The following is a 21,346-nucleotide window of genomic DNA, read 5'->3' on the forward strand; positions in this document are numbered from 1 at the left end:
GGGAACTTGGAAGAAGCCGGGAAGAAGAGAAGCACATGACGGACAACATCTTCGCGACGAGCGTGTTCTTCAAACTCGTCATCGGGGGCAGCGACCTGGGCGCCTTCCACACCTGCTCGGGGCTGGGCGCCGAGGTGGAGATGGAACAGTACGCCGAGGGCGGCAACAACGGTTTCACCTGGCAGTTGCCGGGCCGGATCACCTGGACCAACATCACACTGACCCGCCCCGTCACCGCCGACACCCTCAAGATCGCGCGCTGGCTCAACGAGACGATCCAGCGCGTCGAGCCCAAGGACGGCGAGATCGTCGCACTCCGCCCGGACCTCAGCCGCATCATCAGCTGGCAGGTCCACGGCATCGTGCCGGTCCGCTGGCAGGGGCCGTCCTTCGACCCCGCCAACTCCCAGGCGGCGATCGAGACACTGGAGATCGCCCACGAAGGACTGGAGCCGTCCTGATGAACCCCCGTACCACCGGACGGCACCGGCCGTAGACCCCGGAGAGAACCGGGAGGAGGAGCGCAATGTCACCCGCTGTCCGCGCGAGCCGCGCTCGCGCCCAGCTGACCATCATGGAACCGCCGTCGACCGTCGGCGCCAAACCGGGCGGGAACCTCGCCCGGATCACCCTGCAGTTCAACCCCGCGAAGCTGTCGCTGAGCAAGAGCACCGAGTGGCGGCGAACCCCGTCCCGGATGGCCGGGCAGTCCGCGCTGCCCGAGTTCGTGGGCAGCGGCCCCCGGTCGCTGTCCCTGGAGGTCTTCCTGGACTCCACCGCCACCCATGACAACTCGGTCGAGAAAGCCGTGGAGCAGATGATGCTGGCCTGCGTGCCCACTCCGAGCAGCCTGGCCCGCAAGACCCCCGCCAGCCCCTGGGTCCGCTTCGACTGGGGCACCTCGAAGACCACCTCCTTCGACGGCGTGCTCTCCAACTTCTCGGTCACATACACCCTGTTCGACGTCGACGGGAAACCGCTGCGCGCCACCTGCTCCCTGTCGATCGAGGAGGCGAGCGTCGACCCGGCGGGCCAGAACCCCACCTCCGGCTCACGGGAGGCCCGGCGCACCCACCGGGTCGTCGCCGGGGACAGCCTGCCGCTGCTCGCCTGGCGGGAGTACGGCGACGCCACCGCGTGGCGCACCATCGCGGAGGCCAACGACGTGGACGACCCGATGCAACTGGTCCCCGGCACGGAACTGGTCGTGCCCGGCCTGGAGACCCATGTCCCGGAGGGCGGCCGATGACCGCCCCCGGCCGCTCCTTCGCCGCGGACCCGATCGTCGAGGCCCCCGCCGAACTGCCGGCGGCCTGGGCCGCCCAGCTGGTGAGCTGTGTGGTGGACGAGAACGTCGGCCTGCCCGACACCGCCGTCCTCACCTACCGCGACCCCGACCACAAACTGCTCACCGCCACCGGCATCACCATCGGCAACCCGCTGAAGATCTCCGTGGTCACCGTGCAGGACCGGGCGCGGGAGCGGCTGTTCACCGGCGAGGTCACCGCGATCGAGCTGGACAGCGACACCACCGGATCGTTCACCGTGGTCCGGGCCTTCTCCAAGGCCCACCGCCTCCAGCGGGGCCGGAAGGTGGTGGCCTTCCGCAACATGAAGGCCGCCGACATCGTCCGCAAGGTCGCCGCCGGTGCCGGGCTGGCCTGCGGGAGGATCGAGGCCGCGCCGGTCACGTACCGGCAGCTGACCCAGCCCAACGTCTCGGACTGGGAGTTCCTCCAGTTCCTCGCGGGGGAGAGCGGCGCCCAGGTGCGGGTGGACGACCAGGGGCTGCTCCAGTTCGTGAAGCCGAAGCCGGCCTCCTCCGCGCCCGCGCCCAGCACCCCGGCGAGCCGCCACCCGATGGTCCTGGAGTACGGGCGCAACCTCCTCGCCCTGCGCGCGGTGCTGACCGGCGCGGACGGGGCGGACAACGTGGAGGTGCGCGGCTGGAACGTCGACACCAAGACCCGGCTGGTGGCCCGCGAACAGTCCGTACGCAGTGACACGGTGGTCCCGGGGATGAGCCCGTCGGTGGTGGCCGGGGCGTTCGGCGGGGGCGCGACGATGACGGTCGCCGACACCCCGTACCGCACCCAGGCCGAGGCCACCGCGGTGGCCGGGGCGGTCGCCGCCTCGGTCGGCTCCGGGTTCGGGGAGATCGAGGCGGTCGCCGAGGGCAACCCCCACCTGCGGGCGGGCGAGCCGGTGGCCCTCGGCAACGTCGGCCCCGCGTTCGCCGGGCGCTACACGGCGACCGCCGCCCACCACGTGCTCGAACCCAACGGCGGCTACCGGACGACGGTCCTGGTCAGCGCCGCCCCCGACCGCTCCCTGACCGGACTGGCCAGCGGCGCGAACGCGCCCTTGCGCGGCCCGCGGATGCCGGGACTCGCGATCGGCGTGGTCACCGACATCCGCGAGGGCCAGACCGAACGCGGCTGGGTCAAGCTGAAGTTCCCCTGGCTCGACGACACCTACGTCACCGACTGGGTCCGCACCGTGCAATGGGGCGGCCAGGGCGGCGGCGGGGTGTTCAGCCCCGAGGTCAACGACGAGGTACTGGTCGGCTTCGAACAGGGCCTGCTGGACAGCCCGTACGTGATCGGCGGCCTCTACAACGGGGTCGACAAGCCCTCCCCGCACGACGTCCCACTGGTCGACGCGACCAGCGGAAAGGTCAACCGGCGCTCCCTGGTGTCCCGTTCGGGCAACCGGCTGGAACTGCTGGACGCGCCGCGCGGTCCGTCCGGCGTCCGCATCGCCACCGGCGACAAACGGCTCGACGTCCGGCTGGACGAACGCAAGGGCGAGATCACCCTGACCGTGTACGCACGCGGCGGCAGCCGGGCACTCAGCTCCGTGACCCTCTCCTCCTCCGGCATCACCCTGGACGCGGGAACGGGAAACGTGGACATCAAGGGCCGCTCGGTGAACGTCACCGGCAAGACCGGTGTCACCATCGACGGCGGACTGCTCGGCGTGCTCAAGGCGAAGCTCATCAGAATCAACTGATCAACCATCACTACTCAAGGTGCCGTTGACTCGGCGGTGCCGCGAGTCCCTTTCACCGGCGAGGAGAACACCGACCATGCCCCCCGCAGCCCGCACGGGCGACAGCACCGCCCACGGCGGCGTCATCGGCACCCCGCCCCCGGGCGCGGTGGCCGTCGCCACCGTGCTGATCGGCGGGCGGCCCGCGGCCGTCACCGGGAGCCTGCACGTGTGCGTCGTACCGCCGCACGCCGCACTCGGACCGGGAAACATGATCATGCCCAACCCGGCCGCCGCGCTCGGCGGACAGGTCCTGATCGGCGGGCTGCCCGCCGCCCGGATGCGGGACAACACCACCTGCGGCGCCCCCATCATCAGCGGCGCGCTGAACGTCCTGATCGGGGGCCCGATGTGAGCGGCAGCGGATTCATCGGACGCGGCTGGGGCTTCCCGCTGCGGGTCGGCGCCACCGGCGGCATCGGCATGGTGGAACGGGACCGGGAGATCGAGGAGGCCATCGGGCTGATCCTCGGCACGGCCCCCGGCGAGCGGCCGATGCGCCCGGAGTTCGGCTGCGGCATCCACGAGTACGTCTTCGCGCCCGGCGACGGCGCGACCGCCGGACGCATCGCCCACGAGGTCCGCACCTCGCTGGAGCGGTGGGAACCGCGCATCGAGGTGACCGACGTGGTGATCGCGTTCGACGCCATCGAGGAGGGCACCCTGTACATCGACGTGCACTACACCGTGCGGGCCACCAACGACCTGCGCAACCTCGTCTTCCCCTTCTACACCATCCCGTCCTCCGAGGGATCCGACGAAGCCGGAGCACGCTGATGGCCCTGCCCTCACCCAACCTGGACGACCGGCGCTTCCAGCAACTCGTCGACGAGGCCAAGCGGTACGTCCAGCAGCGCTCCCCGGAGTGGACCGACCACAACGTGTCCGACCCCGGGGTCACCCTCATCGAGACCTTCGCCTACATGGTCGACCAGCTGCTCTACCGGCTGAACCGGGTGCCGGACAAGAACTACGCGGCCTTCCTCGACCTGCTCGGCGTCACCCTCTTCCCGCCGACCGTGGCGCGGGCCGAGGTCGACTTCCGGCTCTCCGCGCCGCAGCCGGAGACCGTGCGCCTCCCGGCGGGCACCGAGGTCGCCACCGCACGCGGCGAGACCGAGGAGTCCGTGGTCTTCTCCACCGTCGACGAGCTGGCCATCGTGCCGAGTTCGCTGATCAGGCTCGTCACCGCGCCGGCCTCGGGCGACCAGACGGACCGCACCGCACCGCTCGGCGCGGGCAAGGACATCCCGTGCTTCCAGTCCCGGCCGGAGCCGGGCGACGCCCTGCTCTTCGGGCTGCCCACCGCCGTACCCCACTGCATCGTCGCCGTACGGCTGGACAGCCGGGTGGAGGGCGTCGGCGTCGACCCCCGCCAGCCGCCGCTGGTGTGGGAGGCGTGGGACGGGGCCCGCTGGGTGGTCTGCGAGACCGGCACCGACAGCACCGGCGGACTCAACCGGCCCGGCGAGGTCATCGTGTTCGTCCCGGCCGGGCACACCGCCTCGGTCACCGCAGGCGTACGGGCCGGATGGCTGCGCTGCCGCGTCACCGCACCCGAACCGGGCCAGCCGTTCTACTCCGAGTCGCCGACGATCCGCGAGGCGGAGGTCTTCACCGTCGGCGGCACCATGGACGTCGAACACGCCGAGACCGTCCTCGACGTGCCGCTCGGCACCTCCGAGGGCGTCGCCGGACAGCGGTTCACCGTGAACCGGGCCCCGCTGCTGATGGACGGTGAACCCCCGGTCGTCCAGGTCTCCTCCGCCGAGGGCTGGCAGGTCTGGACCCCGGTGGAGCACTTCGGCGCCTCCGCCCCGGACGACCGGCACGTCCGGATCGACGCGGTCTCCGGCGAGTTCGCCTTCCCGCCCGAGGTCCGCGAGCCGGACGGCACGATGCGCGCCTACGGGGCGGTGCCCGAGAAGGGCGCGCAACTGCGGGTGCCCCGGTACCGCACCGGCGGGGGCTCCGCCGGCAACGTAGCCCGGGGCGCCATCAGCGTGCTGCGCAGCTCCGTGCCGTACGTGGCCGGGGTGGAGAACCGCGAGGCGGCCCGGGGCGGGGTCGACGGCGAGACCGTGGAGAACGCGAAGACCCGGGCGCCCCACATGCTGCGGGTGCAGGAACGCGCCGTCACGGCCGGGGACTACGAGGCCGTCGCCCGCGAGGCCGCCCCCTCCCTGCGCCGGGTCCGGTGCCTGCCCGCCGCGGCGGGGGAGGCCGGGGCGGTGCGCGTGCTGGTGGTGCCCGACGCGGTCCCCGACCGGGGCGGCCAGCTCCGGTTCGAGCAGCTGATCCCGTCCGACGCCGTGCTCGCCGCGGTCACCGAACGGCTCGACGAACGGCGCCTGGTCGGCACCCGCCTGGTCGTGGAACCGCCCGCCTACCAGGGCGTCACCGTGGTCGCCCGGCTGGTGACCACCGGCGGCGACCCGGACCGGGTCCGCACCGACGCGGTCGCCGCCCTGTTCCGCCACATCGACCCGCTGCGCGGCGGCGCCGACGGCACCGGATGGCCCTTCGGCCGCCCCGTGCAGTACGGCGAGATCTTCGCGGTGCTCCAGAACGTGCCGGGGGTCGCCCTGGTCGAGGACGTACGGATGTTCCCGGCGGACCCGATCACCGGCAGGCGCGGGGCGGCGGTGCAGCGGATCGACGTCGCGCCCGGGGCCCTGGTCTTCTCCCACCAGCACCAGGTCGAGGTCGCCACGAGCGGGCCCGGTGACGGCGCATGACCCGAGCCGCGGTACCCGGACTCCCCAGCCGCTACCCGATCGGCGGGCTGCTGCCCGCGCTGTACGCGGACGACGACCTGGCGCAGCGGTTCACGGCGGGCCTCGACACCGTGCTGGCGCCCGTCCTGTCCACCCTGGACAACCTGCCCGCCTACTTCGACCCCGCGCTCGCCCCGGCCGACTTCCTGCCCTGGCTGTCGACCTGGGTGGCGGCCGACGTCGACCCGGCCTGGCCCGAGGAGCTGCGCCGGGCCGTGATCGCCCGCGCCGTCGAACTGCACCGGTGGCGCGGCACCCGCCGGGGGCTGACCGAACACCTCCGGCTCTGCTTCGGCGTCGAGGCGGACATCCAGGACGGCGGCGGCGCCGCCTGGTCGAACGAATCGGGCACCCCGCTGCCCCCGGAACCCACCGGGGAACTGCTGGTACGGGTATGGGCGCCGCACGGCGGGCCGGTGGACGCGCACCGCGTCCGGGCCGTCGTTGCCGCGTCCTGCCCCGTACACCTGACCCACCGGGTGGAGATCCTGCCCGGCCCACCGGACGAGACAGGAGACTGACACGATGCGCTCGTGTCCGGCGTGCGGTGCGGCCAACCGCGAGGACGACGAATTCTGCGGGAACTGCGGTTCCTACCTGGGCTGGTCCTCCCGACCGCCGAGCGGCACCCCCGCCACCGCTCCGGAGCCGACTGCCCCGGAGCCCACCGCTCCGGAGCCCACCGCCCCGGAGCCCGCAGCGCCCGCACCGCCGGCTCCCGGCCCTGCGATCGGTTCGACGGCGGAGGGGGCCGCGCCCGCGCCCGTTCCCGAACCGGTGCCCCCGGCCCCCGAACCCCCGGCCGGTCCGGCGCCCACCCGCGCGCCCGGACCCGCGACGCCGCCCCCGGCTCCGGCCCCCGCACCGCCACCGCCACCGGAGCCCGCTCCGCCCGTCCCGGTGCGCCCGGCCAGGCCCGTATCGCCGTCGGAGCCCCCCGCCCCGCGACCGACGGAGCCGGATGAGCCGGACGGGCCCGTGGGCGCGGTGCAGCCCGCCAAACCCGTCGCCCGGCGTCCCGTGGTGCGCCCGGTCGCGGCGGACGCGGAACCAGACGGGCCGCCGTGCCCGGCGTGCGGCACGCCCAATCTGCCCGGGCGCCGGTTCTGCCGCCGCTGCGCGGCTCCCCTCCAGCCCAAGGAGGAGGCGGCGCCGCTGCCGTGGTGGCGGACCGTGTGGCCGTTCCGGCGCCGGGTCCGGAGCGGCTCCGGCCGGGCGCTGCGGCGCACCCTGATGGCCCTGGCCGTCGTCGCCGTGCTGATCGGGGGCTACCTGCTCGTGCCGGCCGGGCGGTACGTCTACGAGGACGTACGCGACAAGCTCGGCAAGACGGCGGAGATCTCCCCCGACAAGGTCACCGCCAGCGCCGACACCCCGGGCCACCCGGCCAAGTCCGTCACCGACGGTCTGAGCAACAGGTACTGGGCGGCGCCCGGTCCGGGGGCCGCCCTCACCTTCACCTTCGACCGGCCGTTCCGGATGGTCGGCGTCGTCGTCTACCCGGGTTCGTCCACCAAACCCGAGGAGTTCGGGCGGACGGCCCGGCCCACCGAGATCGAGATGGTCGTCACCAAGGAGGACGGCGGGACCGAGACGGTGCTGCTGAAGCTCAACGACAAGCCCGGCAAGTTCACGGAGCGGACCCGGATCAGCGACGCGGTCTCCGTCAGGATGGTGGTGAAGGCCGCCGTCGGCCAGGGCGAGGGACGGCCGATCGCCGTCGGCGAGGTGGAGTTCTACCGCCGCGCCTGAACCGCGGTGCTTCGACCGACGCGCGGCCGGTCCCGGAGAACCGGGCGGGCCGGGGACCGTCCGTCCCCGGCCCGCCCGGCCCGGTCACCCGAGCAGCTGCTCCGGTACGAACCCGGCCTCCGCGAGCCGCAGCCACAGCTCGTCCGGGACCGGGAACCGGGCCGCCGCCGCGTTCGCCGTGACCTCGGCCGCCGAACGGCAGCCGAGCACCACCGAACTCACCGCACCGTGCAGCAGCGGGAACTGGATCGCGGCCGCCGTCAGCGGCACCCCGTACTCCGCGCACAGCTCCCGGCACCGCCGGGCCCGCTCCAGCGCCTCGGCGGGTACCGGCCGGTAGTTGAACATGGCGCCGGGGGTCGGATCGGCCAGCAGCCCGGTGTTGAAGACCCCGCCGACGACCACCGCGGTACCCGTCCTCGCACACAGCGGCAACAGGGTGTCGAGCGCCTGGTGGTCGAGGAGTGAGAAGCGGCCCGCGATCAGCACCACGTCCACGTCGAACTCCGCCACGTACGAGGCGAGCGGGCCGCTGTGGTTCATCCCGAAGCCGATCGCCCGGATCAGCCCCTCCTCCCGCAGTCTGCGCACCGCCGGATAGGCGGTGCGGCGGATCTCCTCGGGGTAGTCGTCCGGGTCGTGCAGATACAGGATGTCGACGCTGGAGCGGCCCAGTCGCGTCAGACTCGACTCCAGGGACTCCCGGATGCCGCGCTCCGTCCAGTCGGTGACCACCTCGCCGGGGGAGCCGTCCGGCCGGGGCCGCAGCAGCCAGCCCGTCTTGGTGGAGATGACCGGGTCGGTGATCCCGGCCGGACCGAGCAGCCGGCCCAGCCGCTCCTCGGCCTGGCCGTGCCCGTAGCGCGGCGCGGTGTCGAAGTAGCTGATCCCGGCCTCGGCCGCGGCCCGCAGGGTCGCGGCGGCCTCCGCGTCGGCGACCTCCTCGAACAGGCCGCCCAGCGGGGCGGTGCCGATGCCGAGGCGGGGCAGTTCGAAGGGGAGCCGGCCGGTGGCGGTGGTGTCGGTCATGCCGTCTCCCACGGGGAGGCACAGGCCGCACGGCCCGCGCGCAGCGTCATGGTCAGGGTCAGCCGGATACGGGAGTTCCCGGCGAGGCCGACCCGGCAGTGCGGCCCGTCGACCGGCTGCTCGGGTCCGTCGTCCACGCGTACCGAGGCGACATGGTGCTCGGCGAACGAACCCGCCTGCACCAGCAGCGAACGGGCCTCGGCGCCGAGATTCACCAGCTCCACCACCGTGTGGTCCGGACGGATGTCCGAGACCAGCGCGGCGACGTCCTGCGGCAGACCGGGGCGCCGGGCGTCCGCGTCGAAGTAGCGCACGTGCAGATGGGTCAGCCCGCCGTTGTACAGCACCTGCGGCGAGCCGGTGGTCAGCTGCAGCAGGGCCTCGGTCACCACCGGGTTGAGGTGCTGCCAGTGGTGGATGTCCAGGGCGTCCGGGCCGACCGCCGGGTCGGTGGTGTCGCCCTCGATGGCCGCCACCCGCTCGGCACAGCTCGCCAGCGCGCTGCGCAGCATCCGCTCGGGGAAGTCCGGATTCCGGCCGTGCAGGAACTCGTACCAGGGCTCCTCGTGACCGGCCTCGTCCTTGATGCGCTGGGTGTGCACGGCCGTCCAGTCCCAGTTCGAGCCCGCGCGCAGCCGCTCGATCCGCTCCCGGTCGGCCTCGTCACGGCTGAAGTGCCACAGTGAAAGCGGCAGTTGGCCGGGCATGACGGTGAAGTCGAACCAGCCGGAGTCGTTGTGCCGCTGGGGCACCATCAACGTGCGCTCCGCCGCCATCGACCGCAGATGCGGCTCCCAGCGCTCACCCAGCGTGCCCATCTGGTCGGACCCGCGCTGCTCGGCGTGGGCGAGTACCGCGTCGAGCGGGTTGCGCGCCAGGTCCAGGAAGCCGCGGTCCCCGGTGAGCAGGGTCGCGTTGGCCGCGCCGACCACGGTCGAACTGCCGACCGGCGACAGGCCGTGCGGCCAGGACCAGCCGTAGTGGCCGCCGTACCAGCGGCCGTCCAGGTACTGGCCCACCTCACCGTCCAGACCCACGTTGTCCGGCACCACCTCGCGGCCCGCCAGCCGCTCCTGCCAGGCGGAGACGTACTCGGCCACCCAGTCGGCGTACCGCTGCTCCCCGCTGAGCAGGAAGGCGTTGGTGGCGAGCCCGGTGGCGCCCAGGTTGGCGATGGTGTCGCCGCGCCCCATCCGGTCCCACATCGCCCGGCCGTAGGAGCGCGCCAGCTCGGGCGAGGCAGCCAGCTGCTCGAAGGACGTGACGCCCTCGAACCCGTCCAGCGGCAGACCGTACGGGTGCAGCGCCAGGCTCCACGGGAAGTACGGCTCCTCGTCGCTGAAGCCGTAGCGCGGCCCGGTCGAGCCGTTGTGCGGGGCGCGCAGCAGCCGGTGCGCGGAATCGTAGTTGGGGCCGCCCGGAAGGTAGAAGTCGGCGAACCGCCGGGCGAGTTCACGCAGCTCCGGGTCGTCCGGGTCGGCGAGGCAGAGCCCGTAGAACAGCAGCAGGCCCTCACCCTGGTGGAACCAGTCGTAGCCGCGCTCCAGGCCGTCCACCAGCATGCCCATCCCGGTGAGCTGGGCGGTGACCCCCTCCCAGTGGCGCCGCGAGGCGGTCAGCAATTCCGGGCTTCCGCCGAGCAGATAGAGCGTCGGCCAGTTGAAGAACGGCTCGTAGAAGTCGTCCACCCCGTCGCGGCCGTCCATCCCCTGGCCGAGGGTGTCCCGGAAGACCAGCCGGCCGTCCCCCTCGGTGTAGCGGTCGGCGAAGAGCCGCCACGCCTTCTCCTGGGCGGCGAACAGCTCCCGCTCCAGGCGCGCCCACGCGGGCACGTCGGTGACGCGCCGGGTCGCCTTCAGTAGAGGGCCGTGCGGCTCGCCCGTCGTGTGCGTGCCGTCGGTCCGCTCGGGCCTGAGCATCGAGTACACCCGCTCCCTCGTCACTTTCGTTTTAACAATCGCCCATCGATAGCCGATGGTTAGACTCACTGGCGGGCGCCGACGTGTCAATACTCCGGAGCGGCCCCGCAAGCCCCGACGAGGAGGCACACCGTGATCGACTGCCATGTCCACCTGTGGGACCCGGCCGAGGGTTTCCCCTGGATCAAGCCGGGTGGCGAACACCACCGCGCCTTCGGCGAGGACGACCTGGAACGCTCCGGCGCAGGTCTCGGCCTGACCGGGGCGGTACTGGTGGAGGCCTCGCGCGGAGACGCCGGGGAGACCCGGGCCCTGCGCGAACTGCGCCTGCGCCGACCGGACCTGGTCGCCGGCTACGTGGCCAATCTGCACGTCCACGCCCCGGACGGCCCCGCCGCGCTGCGCGATCTCCTCCGGGAACCCGGCCGCCCCGGCGGGATGCGGCTCGGCGGAGCCGAGTGGGGCGGGACCCCCGAACAGGCCCGTGCGCTGGTCCCGGTGCTCGCGGAGACCGGGACCGTGCTCGAACTCAACCTGTACCGGGGTGCGTTCACGGCCGCCGCCGAGGCCGCCGGACGGCACCCCGGTCTGACCGTCGTCGTCGACCACCTGGGCAACGCCCCCGACCCCCGCGCGCCGGAGGCGGGGGAGTGGTACCGCGACGTCGAACGCGCCGCCGCGCACCCGGGCGTGGTGGTGAAGATCTCCGGCCTCATCACCCAGCAGCACGGCGTCCCGCCCGAGCGCGTCGCGCACCTGGTGCGGCACGCCGTGGACGCGTTCGGCCCGGACCGCTGTCTCGTCGGCTCCGACTGGCCGATCTGTCTGCCCCGGGGCGGCCGGGCCGAAGCGCTGGCCGCGCCCCGCCCCGGACTCGCCCACCTGACGGACGACCAGCTGCGACGCGTCCTGCACACCACCGCGGTGCGGGTGTACGGGCTCACCGGCTGACCGGGCGTGGTTGACAGTGCTCGAACGCCCCTGCTTCGATTCTCTCGATGATCGATAGGCGATGAATACTGACCGACCCGTCCGTCGAGAGTCGCCCCGGGCCCCGCGGGGCCGTCACGCGGCACCCGCCGGGGCCGTTCCGAGGGGGCCGCACGGCCTTGACCGGCCGGGCGGCCGCCACCCTCGGTGTGATTCCGTCGAGAGAAGACGGGTGCGTATTATGTCGCAACTCACGTGCCCCTGTGCTGGATTGGGAATTCATGGCATCTAACGCGTCGGGTGGATTCGTCTCCACACTGGCCACCAACAAGGACCGGTTCCGCAAGACGCTGATCTCGGACCAGGTGTACGAGCTGCTCCGCCAGGCCGTGGTCGAGGGCGATCTCGCGCCGAACGACCGTGTGGTCGAGTCGGAGATCGCGCGTCGGCTCGGGGTGAGCCAGGCCCCGGTGCGCGAGGCGGTCAAGCGGCTCGCCCGTGAGGGGCTGCTGACCCATGTCCCGCGCCGGGGCCACTTCGTCGTCGAGATCTCCTCGCAGGACGCGGAGTACGCCCGGCAGGTGCGCGAGCCGCTGGAGGGGCTGGCCGCCCGGCTGGCGACCGAGCACATCACCGAGGAGCAGCTCGCCGAGCTCGACGCCCTCGTGGAGCGGATGCACGAGGCGGTGGCCGCGAGCGACGTCAGTGGTTTCCGTGACGCCGACATAGAGTTCCACACCCTGGTCAGCCGGTACGCGGGCAATCCCTTCCTGGCCCGGATGTGGGAGGTCATCGAGCCGAGTCTGCGCACCCTGCGGGCCATCTCCGATCCGCTCTTCGACGGGGACCGGTGCGCGATGGCCGACGAGCACGGCCGTCTCGTCGGTCTACTGCGGGCCAGGGACCCCGACCGGGCGGCCGAGGCGTTCGCGGACCACGCGGCGGGCCGGGGGCCCGTCCCGGACGCGCGGGAGGCCAAGCAGCCCGCCGGGGACGCCACGACGGAGAAGGCGGGCACGGGCAAGGCCGGCCCGGCGAAGACGGCCGCGAAGAAGACAGCGGCGAAGAAGTCGGCCGCGAAGAAGACGACGGCCCGGAAGACCGCCGCCCGGAAGCCGGCGGCCGCGGCGTCGACGTCGGACTGACCGCACCGCTGTGGGCCCGGTCCGGGATCTCCGGACCGGGCCCACAGCCGTTTCCGTACGGGTTACCTACGGGCGCCCGCGACCCAGCGGGGAGCACCGTACTGGTAGGCACCCAGACTCGGCGTCGCGTCCGTGGAGCCGTCGTTGATCCCCGGGAGCGGGATCGCCTGGTTGCGCGCGGGGGAGTCCGCGCTCAGCCGGTAGTCGCGCCCGGCCGCGTCGACGAAGAGCGGGTCGGTCCCCGTGGGGAGGTTGTTGGAGAGCACCAGCCCGCCGTCGGTCGCACCGGCCAGGCCCCGGATCTCGCCGATGTTGTTGTAGATCTTGGTGCCGGTCGACGCGTTCGGCTCCTTCACGTAGAACAGCGTCATCCCGCCGGTGTTGTTGTACACACTGTTGTTGTGCGAGCCGGTGCCCAGCCCGTTGAGCATCACCGTGCCCTCGCGGTTGCCCCAGCCCACGTTGTTCGCGATCACCAGATCGCTCTGGCCGTTGTCCGCGTAGACCCCGGAGATCCCGAAGGTCGTGAGGGTGGTGGCGGGCTTCGGGTCGTGCAGCACGTTGTGGTCGATGGAGGTGCCCATCATCCACGCGCTGCAGCAGGTGTAGATCGCGGCGACATCGAGGCTGAGGCGGGCGTACCCGGAGATGTCGTTGTACGCGATGACGTCCTTGCCGGGAGTGAGCCCCTCGACCTCGTTCCACTGGAGGTTGATGCCACTGCGGCCGACGTCGGCGATCGTGTTGTGGGTGACCGTCTGGCTGTTGCCCTGGACGGCGACGCCCGCAGCGTAGGTGCCCATGTAGTCGACGTCGCGGATCACGTTGTCGGTGGCGGTGTTGTTCTGCCCGCGCAACGCGATGCCGTTGCCGGCGCTCAGCGCCAGATCGCTGTTGACGATCTTGTTGAAGGTGCCGTCCAGGATGATGCCGGTGTCGCCGACGCCCCGGGTGACCGTGGAGCCGCAGTCCGTCCCGCCCCGGGTGATGTCCGTGTAGTGCGACAGGTAGCGGCCGGTGATGCCGTCCAGGGTGACGCCGGTGCTGGTGGCACCCGTCCGCGCCGTGGTGGCGAAGAGGCCGATGCCCTGGACCGTGGTGTGGCTGGCGTTCGCCAGGTCGAAGCCGTAGGTGCGGCGCTTCGCCTCGACGGTGTGGCCGCCCGGATCGTCGGTGGAGTACAGGTACAGCCGCTTGGCGGTCGGGTCGTAGAACCACTCGCCGGGGCGGGCCAGCTCACCGATCTTGCCGGAGAGCGCGTACCGGGTCTCCTTGGGCACCACCTTGTGGGAGCAGACCGGCGCCTCGCTCAGGGTCACCGAGCCGGGGGCGGAACTCTTCACCGTGGTGGTGGCGGAGATGTACCAGTAGCCGGTGAGGGCGCGGGCCCCGTTCCAGTACCCCTCCGGGCGGGTCAGCGCCGGGTCGGCGATGGTGGCCTCCGCGCTGCCCGCGGCGGCGTACTGCAGGGTGGGGGAGAGCAGGTCGAGCCCCGGGTAGGGCCACTGCGCCTCGATGTTCATCTTCTTGTCGGTGAACACCTGCACGGTGGTCACGTCCTGGCCGAGGTCGACGCCGGTGCTGTACACGTTCCCGGCCGCGACCGCCTCGCTGAACGGCGAGTCGGCCGCGAACGGGTCGGTCTTGGCGATCTCGGTGACATCGGCACCGGTGACCTTGCGGAAGCCGCCGACCTTCGACGCCCCGCTGACCGTCACCTCGGCCCCCGGAGCGGCCCGGTAGGTGATCGGCTCCGCGGCCGTGCCGGAGCGGGCCGGCACGACGGTCTCCTCGTACGTGCCGGACAGGATCAGGCAGGTGTCGCCCGGCACCATCACGTCCGCGCACCGCTGGATGTGCTGGAACGCGGATCCCTGGGTCTTGCCCCCGGCCTGGTCCCGTCCGGTCGGGGAGACGTAGTACGTCTGTCCCGACCTGGCCCGGTCCGGCTGGGCGACCGCCGGGTGACCGGCCACCACCATCAGGGATGTGAGCAGGGCGGCTGCGGACCAGGATCCCTTGCGGGACCATGGCCTCCGACTCCTCATCACGCTGTGGTCCTTTCTCTTCTCTTTCTCGGAGGGGAAACGTCGAACCCGGTCGTTCCTTGCCGGTTCGTCCACCGGCTCATCCCTTGACGGCGCCGACGGTGAGACCGCTGATGATGTGGCGCTGCATGTAGATGAAGAAGATGACGACGGGTGCGATGGCGAGCAGAAGGTTGGGAAACACCTTCGTCAGGTCGGTCGAGTACTGACTGATGCCGGCGTAGATCGCCGTCGTGACCGTGTAGTGCCCGGAGGACGGGCTGAGCAGGATCTGCGGGGAGACGAAGTCGTTCCAGATCCCGATCGAGTTGAGGATGAGCACCGTGACGACTGCGGGACGCATCAGCGGGAAGATGATGGACCAGAACGTGCGGTACCGGCCCGCCCCGTCGATCGTCGCCGCGTGGTCGATGTCCACGGGGATGGTGCGGATGAAGCCGACGAACAGGAAGATGCTCACCGGGAGCGTGGACGCCACGTCGTGGGCGACCAGACCGGTCACGGTGTTCGCCAGACCGATCTCCCGCAGCACGTAGATCACCGGGATGATCACGGCCGCGCCCGGGATGAACGTCCCGGCCAGGAAGTACAGCAGCACCAGCTGCGTACGCCGCTTGAGACTGCGCGCGATCGCGTACGCGGCAGGACCCGCGAGCAGGATGCACAACACGTCCACGATCACGACGAGGAACAGGGTGAAGCCGTATCCGCCGATCACGTTGAACTGCGGGCTGTTGATCGCGGCCGACATGTGCTCGAAGGTCAGCCCGCCCAGCGGAATCGAGAACGGGTTGTCGAGAATGTCCTGCTGGGACTTGAAGGCGTTCACCACCAGCAGGTAGATCGGCACGATCATGGCGACGAAGAGCACGCCGAGCAGGACCCACCGCACGGGTGAGCGCGGCTCCTTCTCCTCCGTCCCCCGGGTGTCGTCACCCTTGGCCGGCCGGGCCTCGGCCCTCTCGCGGACCTCTGCCTCTAGTACCACCACCACCGGCTCCTTACTGACCTGTCGCTGCTTGGTCTTGACGGTTGCGCAGTGCCGTCACGAGGAGGGCGAGCGCGGCGGACACCACCATCAGGAAGACCGCCTGGGCGGTCGCGTACCCGACCTTGGTGCCCTCGAAGGACCGGGCGAGAATGAGGTACGTGAACGTCTGGGTCGAGCCGGCCGGCCCGCCGCCGGTGAGGCTGACCACGATGTCGTACGCCCGGATCAGACCCACCAGGTTGAGCACGGTCGCCACCGTCACCACCGGCGCGATCATGGGGATCACGATGCGGGTGTTGATCTGCCGCCGGGAGGCGCCGTCGAGCGCCGCGGCCTCCAGCAGCTCGGCGGGCACCGTCTGCAGGGCGGCCACGAACAGCACCACGTTGAAGCCGAACCCGGCCCACACGATCACGCCGATCAGCGAGATCAGGGCGAACTTCTCGTCGAAGAGGAAGCCGATCGGCTCGATCCCGAACTTGGCCAGCGTGTTGTTGATGGCGCCGTTGGTGCCGAGGATCGCCGCCCAGAGGTAGCCGAGGATCAGCGCGCTGATGACGTGCGGGAAGTACGCCACGGCCCGGAAGAACGAGTTCGAGCGCGAGCGGCCCTTGAGGGCCAGTGCGTACACCAGCCCCAGGCCCACCATGAGCGCGGTGCCCACCACCGAGATCAGCCCGGTCACGTACCAGGCGTCCGAGGAGCTCGGGTCGTCGAACAGGTGCTTGTAGTTGTCGAGCCCGATGAACGCCGCGGTGGAGAAGCCGTCCCAGTCGGTCAGACTGAGGTAGACCGCGACGCCCACCGGTACGACGGTCATCACCGTGTAGAGCAGGACGGCCGGACCGATCATCCCGAGGGACACGGCCGACTCCCGCAGCCGTGTCCGCCGCTGCTGCCGCCGGCCCGTGTTCAGCCCTGCGAGTTCCACCACTTGTCCAATCCATTGGCGGCGTCCGCGGCGGACGAGCCCGTGTACAGGGACTGGACCTGCTTGTTGAGCTCGTCGCTGAACCCGGCGATCGGCTGGCGGTCACCGGACTTCACGATCACCGAGGGCGCCTTGTCCAGGATCTGCTGCACGGCGGTGCCGAGGCTGGAGGTGTCGTACGAGAAGCCGCTGCGCAGGTTGCCGTCGGAGGCGAGCTGGCTCTTGATGGCCTCCGGGTCGGTGGTGGCCCACTTCACGAACTCGATCGCCTCGGCCTTGTGGCGGGACTTGTCCACCACGACGTACGGGTTGGAGAGGTTGCCGAACTGGCCCGACGGGTAGGCGCCGTCGGTCGGCATGGTGAAGACGCCGACCTCGTCGCTCTTCTTCGCCGCGTCCGCGGCCGGTACGAAGAACGAGCCCATCATGTACATCGCGGACTTGCCGTTGAGGAAGTTCGTCTGGCCGTCCGCGTAGGTGAGGCCGAGCCCGCTCTTCTTCAGGTAGCCCTTGTCGATCCAGCTCTTGTAGGTCTGGAAGTAGGAGAGGTAGCCGCTCTTGGCGAAGGAGTTCTTGCCGTTCTTGCGCTTGGCCGTCCAGTCCGGGTCGGCGGTGAGCACACCGGCGTCGGCCATCATGGAGAACTGGCCCCCGGTGACCCACTGCCCGGCGGTCTGCAGCGGTGTGTAGCCCGCCTTCTTCAGATCCCCCATGGCCGTGGTGAACTGGTCCATGGTCCGGATCTTGGTGGCATCGACGCCCGCCTTCTCGAAGGCGGCCTTGTTGTAGAAGACGAGGGACTGGATCTGCTCGCCGACGCCCGCCACGTAGCGCTTGCCGTCCACGGTGTACTGATCGGCCAGCGGGGTCTTCCCGGCCCAGTCCTGGTCGGACAGGTCCGCGAAGAGCTGGGCGGTCTCGGCGCTCGGAATGATCTGCTGGGCCACGTCCGGCGGGTCGCCCGCGGCCAGGTCCTGCCGGAGCTTCGCGTCGGCGGATATCGTGCCGGTGAGTTCGAGCTTGATCTTCACACCGGCGTGGGCCTTCTCGTACTTGGCGAAGAGGTCGTTCCAGTACTTCTCCGTCAGATTCGGCGTGATGTTCACGATGACGCGGAGGGTCGTGCCCTCCGAGGCCTGGTCGGAGTCGCCGCCGCAGGCGACGGCGGAGACCATCACCAGAGGAGCCAAGGCGAGTCCGCAGGTACGGCGCCACACTGATTTCATGGGACACGCTCCGTTGCGTAGTCGTGAATAATCGATAGGTGATACTCAGCCGCAGATCCCCTGGAGGAACGGCGGCGGGGTTCCGCGGGCATTCCTGGGTGGTGAACGCCCGGCGGGGGTGGTGCGATTGCGATGAGATGGAGGCGGTTGAGGTCCTCGCCCCTGTGTCTATCGTCTATCGATTGCTGATGCTAGGGGTGGCACTCCGCTTCTTCAAGAGTGCTGCCACAAACCTCTGCGGTCGGTTTTCGATGCTCCGGCCGGCCGGGGGTGTGCGGCAACCACCGTACGACGATGTGGCCTTGGGTCCCCGGGGAGCGCACAGTGAGCGTCAGCCGGCTCAGATGATTGCCCCAACTCCGTGCCAGCAACGGGTCGTCGATCTCCCGGCGGACCACGTGGGCGTCCGCGACCAGGGGGTCCCAGCGCATCAGCAGGCCGCCGCCCCCGGGGCCGGTGACGGTGGCCCAGCCGTCCCCGTACGCGACCTGACCGGCCAGCACATGGTGGAGCGCCACCCCGGCGCCGGGGTCCTCCCACCTGTCCTCGACGCTCACGTGCGCGTCCGTCTCCCCGTCGGCCCGCAGCAGGCGGACGGTGCGGTGCCACCGGGCGACCGTGCCGGACGGATAGGCGCCGCCGATCTCGGCGGTCATCCCGGCCGCCCCGGGCCCGAGTTCGACATGGACGTCCCGCGCCCGGTGGCCAGGGCCGGGCTGCTGCGGGGCACCGGGATCGGGGACGTTGTGCCAGTCGCTGCGGAAGGGCCAGTCGGCGTAGCGGTCCGGTCCGAAGGTCCGCACGGTGTACGTGGGCCGGCCGGCGTCCACCACCAGGGGGCGCCCGTCGGCCGCCACCCAGTAGGAGCCGACGTCCAGGTGGTTGTGGTGCTCGCCGTTGTGCCCGGCCTTCACGGCGACCGCGAGCCCCTCGGCGCTGGACGCCCGCTCACGGGCGAGCAGGATCTGGAGCCGGGGGAGCCAGGTGTGCGCCGCCAGCCAGGGAGCGGGGGGCTCCGGTGCGGCGGGTTCCGGCGGTTCGGCCACGACCGCGCGGCACCAGCGCCGGTCGGCGAGCGCGGTCAGGGCCCGGCCCAGCCCCGTACGCGGCGGAGCGGCGTCGCGCCGGCGCCGGGCCCCGGCCAGGGCGTGGGCGGCCGTGGCGGGCTGCCCCAGCCGCAGACCCCAGCGGAAGGGGACCTGCCAGGGCTGCTCGGGGGAGAGCCGGGCCGGGGCGTCGCCCACGTTCACGTACCAGTCGCCGCCGAAGTGCATGCGCTGCGGATACTTCAGGAGCTCGCCCAGGAGCGGCAGCCGCCGGGCGTCCAGGGCGGGGCCGCCCACCCCGGCCAGCAGGTCGAGGATCTCCAGCAGCCGGCAGGCCCCCACCCACCAGTAGGCGATCCCCTCGTCGATCCCGCCGTCGTCGGGGAGCGTGACGACATAGTGGTCCAGACCCGCCACGATCAGGCGCACCAACCGGGCCCGCCGGGCGTCGTCCTCGCAGAGCAGCAGCGCGGCGGTGAGCACGGCGCCATGGATCCACGGATTCCAGTTGTTGGCGTCGCCCTCGGTGCCGATCCAGCGCCAGTCCCGGCGGCGCTCGAAGGGCAGCAGCACCCGGTGCTCCACCTCGCGGCGCAGCCGGCGCCGGAGCCCCGGCATCCGTTGGTCCAGCCGTGGTCCCAGGGCGTGATCCGCCCAGGCGAGGAGCGAGGCGACCTCGGCGGCGCCCAGATCGAGGTAGGGGTCGTCCGGATCGGGCACCAGGTCACCGCGGTCCGCCGTGAAACGGTCGTGCGGCGCCCAGCACCACGTACTGGCCTCGGCGAAGGACATCAGCCCGTCGATCGCCGCGTCCAGGAACGGGCAGGCCCCCGGCCCGTCGGCCGCCCCGGCCGTCTCGTCGGCCAGTACCGCCGCCAGGACCAGCAGTGACACCCGCTCCTGGAGCGCCCACGCGGCGTCCTCGTACGCGCCGCGGTTCCCGTCGCGGAAGGCGCGGGCCCACGCCCCGGCGGTCAGTCGCGGCTCCGGCCGCCCGAGCTCCGCCTCCGCGTCGGCCAGGATCCGGTCCCGTATCTCCTCCGGGACCGCGTCCCAGACCTCGCGGCGGGTGATGTCCGGAACCCCCGTCCGGGCGGCCGGAGCGCCGAGCAGCCGTGCCAGCCCGGCATCGTCCTCGGCCGCGAGGACCGCCGCGAGGCAGGTGCCCAGCGGCCCCGTCCCGGGTCTCATTCCTCCCCGTCCAGCTCCAGCTCGATCACCGGGAGCAGCACATCGGGCCGGGCGATCGGCAGGGTCAGCGTCAGGGTGCCGGCCGGCTGGTCCGGTGGGGCGAGGTTGTTGTGCTCGTGCCGCGCGCCGTCCAGTTCCTGGAAGCGGATCTCCGAGCCGTCGTGCAGGAGCTGCGCGTACCGCACCCGTCCGGCCAGCCCCGGCAGATGGAGGTGCTTGAGGGGCCAGGCCAGCAGGTGCAGGTACAGCCGGTTGCCGGAACGGGTGTACAGGGCGTTCGCGGGCGGCCGGTGCGGGCTCGGGCCCGCACCGTGCACGGAGCGCCCGTGCAGCGCGGTCCACTCGCCGATCGCCCCGAGCGTGGCGCGGGCCCGGGCGTCCAGGGCGCCGCGGCCGGTGGGGCCGACGTTCAGGAGCAGATTGCCGCCGCAGGCGACGGACTCCACCAGCATCCGGACCAGCAGCGCGGGGTCCTTGTAGTCGTGGTTGTCCCGGTCGTAGCCCCACGAGCCGTTGAGCGTGTGGCAGGCCTCCCACCGCACGCGCTCGCCGCCCCGCTCCAGCGGCCGGTCCGGCTGGTACTGCTCGGGCGTCACGTAGTCACCGGGGATGCCGAGCCGGTCGTTGACGAGGATGTCCGGCCGCAGCTCCTTCGCCAGTGCCATCAGCCGCTCGGCCCCCCACTCCCCGGGGCCCTTCTCCGGGTAGCTGAAGTCGAAGAAGAGCAGGTCGATCTCGCCGTACCCGGTGAGGAGTTCACGTATCTGGCCCTCCATGTACGCCCGGTAGCGCGCCATGTCGCGGGGCTCGTCGCGCGCCCCGGTGCCGCGCAGCGGATGGTGCTCGTCCACCGGGAAGTCGGGGTGGTGCCAGTCGAGCAGCGAGTAGTACAGGCCGACCCGCAGCCCCTCGGCACGCATGGCCTCGACGAACTCGCGCACCAGGTCCCGGCCGCTCGCCCGGACCGAGGTGTAGTCCGTCAGGGCCGAGTCGAAGAGGCAGAACCCGTCGTGGTGCTTGGTGGTCAGTACGGCGTACCGCATGCCGGACTCGCGTGCCGTACGGGCCAGTTGCCGGGCGTCGAAGAGGTCCGGGTCGAAGCGGGTCAGATAACGGTCGTACTCCTGCTGGGACATGGCCTCCCGGCTGCGTACCCATTCGTGCCGGGCGGCGAGGCTGTACAGCCCGAAGTGGACGAACATCCCGAAGCGCGCCGCCTCGAACCAGCCGGTGGAGTCGGGGGAATGGGGAGAAGCACCGGTCACGGAGGACTCCAGACACATTGACATCACTAATCGATTGGCTGTTAT

General features: G+C 71.6%; 18 protein-coding genes and 1 pseudogene. 11 read left to right on the forward strand and 8 right to left on the reverse strand.

The annotated features are described in order from the left end of the window. Positions 1-35: 35 nt before the first annotated feature. The 9 genes and pseudogenes from ACIQGQ_RS31020 to ACIQGQ_RS31060 all read left to right on the forward strand — a co-directional run bounded on the left by ACIQGQ_RS31020 (position 36) and on the right by ACIQGQ_RS31060 (position 7,580). The gene (locus tag ACIQGQ_RS31020) at positions 36-461 is read left to right on the forward strand and encodes a phage tail protein (RefSeq protein WP_072486909.1); all 426 of its coding nucleotides are present in this window, start codon (positions 36-38) and stop codon (positions 459-461) included. Between the two features lie 65 nt (positions 462-526). Further along, positions 527-1,249 (forward strand): LysM peptidoglycan-binding domain-containing protein, encoded by a 723-nt coding sequence (locus ACIQGQ_RS31025; protein ID WP_366299189.1) that lies wholly within the window; start codon positions 527-529, stop codon positions 1,247-1,249. After that, positions 1,246-3,012: a VgrG-related protein gene (locus tag ACIQGQ_RS31030; RefSeq protein ID WP_402402003.1), complete on the forward strand. Its 1,767-nt coding sequence runs from the start codon at positions 1,246-1,248 to the stop codon at positions 3,010-3,012. The genes ACIQGQ_RS31025 and ACIQGQ_RS31030 overlap by 4 nt, the downstream gene beginning before the upstream one ends. A gap of 76 nt (positions 3,013-3,088) precedes the next feature. Further along, positions 3,089-3,406 carry a PAAR domain-containing protein gene (locus ACIQGQ_RS31035; protein WP_352276785.1) on the forward strand — a complete coding sequence of 106 codons (318 nt, stop codon included), beginning with the start codon at positions 3,089-3,091 and terminating at the stop codon, positions 3,404-3,406. Further along, entirely contained in the window at positions 3,403-3,828 is a 426-nt protein-coding gene (locus ACIQGQ_RS31040) for a GPW/gp25 family protein (protein WP_352276786.1), read from the forward strand. Before ACIQGQ_RS31035 ends, ACIQGQ_RS31040 begins: the two co-directional genes overlap by 4 nt. Then, positions 3,828-5,789 (forward strand): putative baseplate assembly protein, encoded by a 1,962-nt coding sequence (locus ACIQGQ_RS31045; protein WP_402402008.1) that lies wholly within the window; start codon positions 3,828-3,830, stop codon positions 5,787-5,789. The genes ACIQGQ_RS31040 and ACIQGQ_RS31045 overlap by 1 nt, the downstream gene beginning before the upstream one ends. Then, positions 5,786-6,349 (forward strand): phage tail protein I, encoded by a 564-nt coding sequence (locus ACIQGQ_RS31050; RefSeq protein ID WP_402402010.1) that lies wholly within the window; start codon positions 5,786-5,788, stop codon positions 6,347-6,349. Before ACIQGQ_RS31045 ends, ACIQGQ_RS31050 begins: the two co-directional genes overlap by 4 nt. A gap of 4 nt (positions 6,350-6,353) precedes the next feature. Beyond that, a pseudogene (locus tag ACIQGQ_RS31055) lies at positions 6,354-6,419 on the forward strand (zinc ribbon domain-containing protein); the annotation flags it as partial. Between the two features lie 387 nt (positions 6,420-6,806). After that, positions 6,807-7,580 (forward strand): zinc ribbon domain-containing protein, encoded by a 774-nt coding sequence (locus ACIQGQ_RS31060; protein ID WP_402402192.1) that lies wholly within the window; start codon positions 6,807-6,809, stop codon positions 7,578-7,580. 84 nt (positions 7,581-7,664) lie between these two features. Here ACIQGQ_RS31060 and ACIQGQ_RS31065 read toward each other — a convergent pair whose 3' ends face one another. Further along, a complete protein-coding gene (locus ACIQGQ_RS31065; RefSeq protein ID WP_402402013.1) occupies positions 7,665-8,609 on the reverse strand; it encodes an aldo/keto reductase in 945 nt (314 codons plus the stop codon). Next, positions 8,606-10,528, reverse strand: a complete 1,923-nt coding sequence (locus ACIQGQ_RS31070; protein ID WP_402402015.1) for a hypothetical protein — start codon at positions 10,526-10,528, stop codon at positions 8,606-8,608. Before ACIQGQ_RS31070 ends, ACIQGQ_RS31065 begins: the two co-directional genes overlap by 4 nt. 132 nt (positions 10,529-10,660) lie before the next feature. Here ACIQGQ_RS31070 and ACIQGQ_RS31075 point away from each other — a divergent pair, with 132 nt between their 5' ends. Both ACIQGQ_RS31075 and ACIQGQ_RS31080 read left to right on the forward strand, forming a co-directional pair. Further along, positions 10,661-11,479, forward strand: a complete 819-nt coding sequence (locus ACIQGQ_RS31075; protein WP_402402018.1) for an amidohydrolase family protein — start codon at positions 10,661-10,663, stop codon at positions 11,477-11,479. A gap of 260 nt (positions 11,480-11,739) precedes the next feature. Beyond that, entirely contained in the window at positions 11,740-12,603 is an 864-nt protein-coding gene (locus ACIQGQ_RS31080) for a GntR family transcriptional regulator (protein ID WP_402402020.1), read from the forward strand. A 62-nt stretch (positions 12,604-12,665) separates the two neighbouring features. On the opposite strand, the gene ACIQGQ_RS31085 is transcribed toward ACIQGQ_RS31080, so the two are convergent. The 6 genes from ACIQGQ_RS31085 to ACIQGQ_RS31110 form a co-directional block, all read right to left on the reverse strand. Further along, complete coding sequence (locus tag ACIQGQ_RS31085; RefSeq protein WP_402402023.1) at positions 12,666-14,651, reverse strand: right-handed parallel beta-helix repeat-containing protein; 1,986 nt, start codon at positions 14,649-14,651, stop codon at positions 12,666-12,668. Between the two features lie 79 nt (positions 14,652-14,730). Next, on the reverse strand, positions 14,731-15,642 hold the full coding sequence (locus tag ACIQGQ_RS31090) for a carbohydrate ABC transporter permease (protein ID WP_352280409.1): 912 nt from the start codon (positions 15,640-15,642) through the stop codon (positions 14,731-14,733). Between the two features lie 10 nt (positions 15,643-15,652). Beyond that, on the reverse strand, positions 15,653-16,576 hold the full coding sequence (locus ACIQGQ_RS31095; RefSeq protein WP_366299178.1) for a sugar ABC transporter permease: 924 nt from the start codon (positions 16,574-16,576) through the stop codon (positions 15,653-15,655). Next, a complete protein-coding gene (locus ACIQGQ_RS31100; RefSeq protein ID WP_402402028.1) occupies positions 16,555-17,799 on the reverse strand; it encodes an ABC transporter substrate-binding protein in 1,245 nt (414 codons plus the stop codon). Before ACIQGQ_RS31100 ends, ACIQGQ_RS31095 begins: the two co-directional genes overlap by 22 nt. Before the next feature lie 191 nt (positions 17,800-17,990). After that, positions 17,991-20,036 (reverse strand): heparinase, encoded by a 2,046-nt coding sequence (locus tag ACIQGQ_RS31105; protein ID WP_402402031.1) that lies wholly within the window; start codon positions 20,034-20,036, stop codon positions 17,991-17,993. Next, on the reverse strand, positions 20,033-21,325 hold the full coding sequence (locus ACIQGQ_RS31110) for an alpha-L-fucosidase (protein WP_402402034.1): 1,293 nt from the start codon (positions 21,323-21,325) through the stop codon (positions 20,033-20,035). Before ACIQGQ_RS31110 ends, ACIQGQ_RS31105 begins: the two co-directional genes overlap by 4 nt. Between the last annotated feature and the right edge of the window lie 21 nt (positions 21,326-21,346).

The sequence above is a fragment of the Streptomyces sp. NPDC092952 genome (assembly GCF_044754785.1).
GTDB lineage: Bacteria > Actinomycetota > Actinomycetes > Streptomycetales > Streptomycetaceae > Streptomyces.

Coding starts and splice junctions, on each gene's coding strand:
- ACIQGQ_RS31020 (WP_072486909.1), top strand. CDS start 36: ATGACGGACAACATCTTCGCGACGAGCGTGTTCTTCAAACTCGTCATC.
- ACIQGQ_RS31025 (WP_366299189.1), top strand. CDS start 527: ATGTCACCCGCTGTCCGCGCGAGCCGCGCTCGCGCCCAGCTGACCATC.
- ACIQGQ_RS31030 (WP_402402003.1), top strand. CDS start 1,246: ATGACCGCCCCCGGCCGCTCCTTCGCCGCGGACCCGATCGTCGAGGCC.
- ACIQGQ_RS31035 (WP_352276785.1), top strand. CDS start 3,089: ATGCCCCCCGCAGCCCGCACGGGCGACAGCACCGCCCACGGCGGCGTC.
- ACIQGQ_RS31045 (WP_402402008.1), top strand. CDS start 3,828: ATGGCCCTGCCCTCACCCAACCTGGACGACCGGCGCTTCCAGCAACTC.
- ACIQGQ_RS31050 (WP_402402010.1), top strand. CDS start 5,786: ATGACCCGAGCCGCGGTACCCGGACTCCCCAGCCGCTACCCGATCGGC.
- ACIQGQ_RS31065 (WP_402402013.1), bottom strand. CDS start 8,609: ATGACCGACACCACCGCCACCGGCCGGCTCCCCTTCGAACTGCCCCGC.
- ACIQGQ_RS31070 (WP_402402015.1), bottom strand. CDS start 10,528: ATGCTCAGGCCCGAGCGGACCGACGGCACGCACACGACGGGCGAGCCG.
- ACIQGQ_RS31080 (WP_402402020.1), top strand. CDS start 11,740: ATGGCATCTAACGCGTCGGGTGGATTCGTCTCCACACTGGCCACCAAC.
- ACIQGQ_RS31085 (WP_402402023.1), bottom strand. CDS start 14,651: ATGAGGAGTCGGAGGCCATGGTCCCGCAAGGGATCCTGGTCCGCAGCC.
- ACIQGQ_RS31100 (WP_402402028.1), bottom strand. CDS start 17,799: ATGAAATCAGTGTGGCGCCGTACCTGCGGACTCGCCTTGGCTCCTCTG.
- ACIQGQ_RS31105 (WP_402402031.1), bottom strand. CDS start 20,036: ATGAGACCCGGGACGGGGCCGCTGGGCACCTGCCTCGCGGCGGTCCTC.
- ACIQGQ_RS31110 (WP_402402034.1), bottom strand. CDS start 21,325: ATGTCAATGTGTCTGGAGTCCTCCGTGACCGGTGCTTCTCCCCATTCC.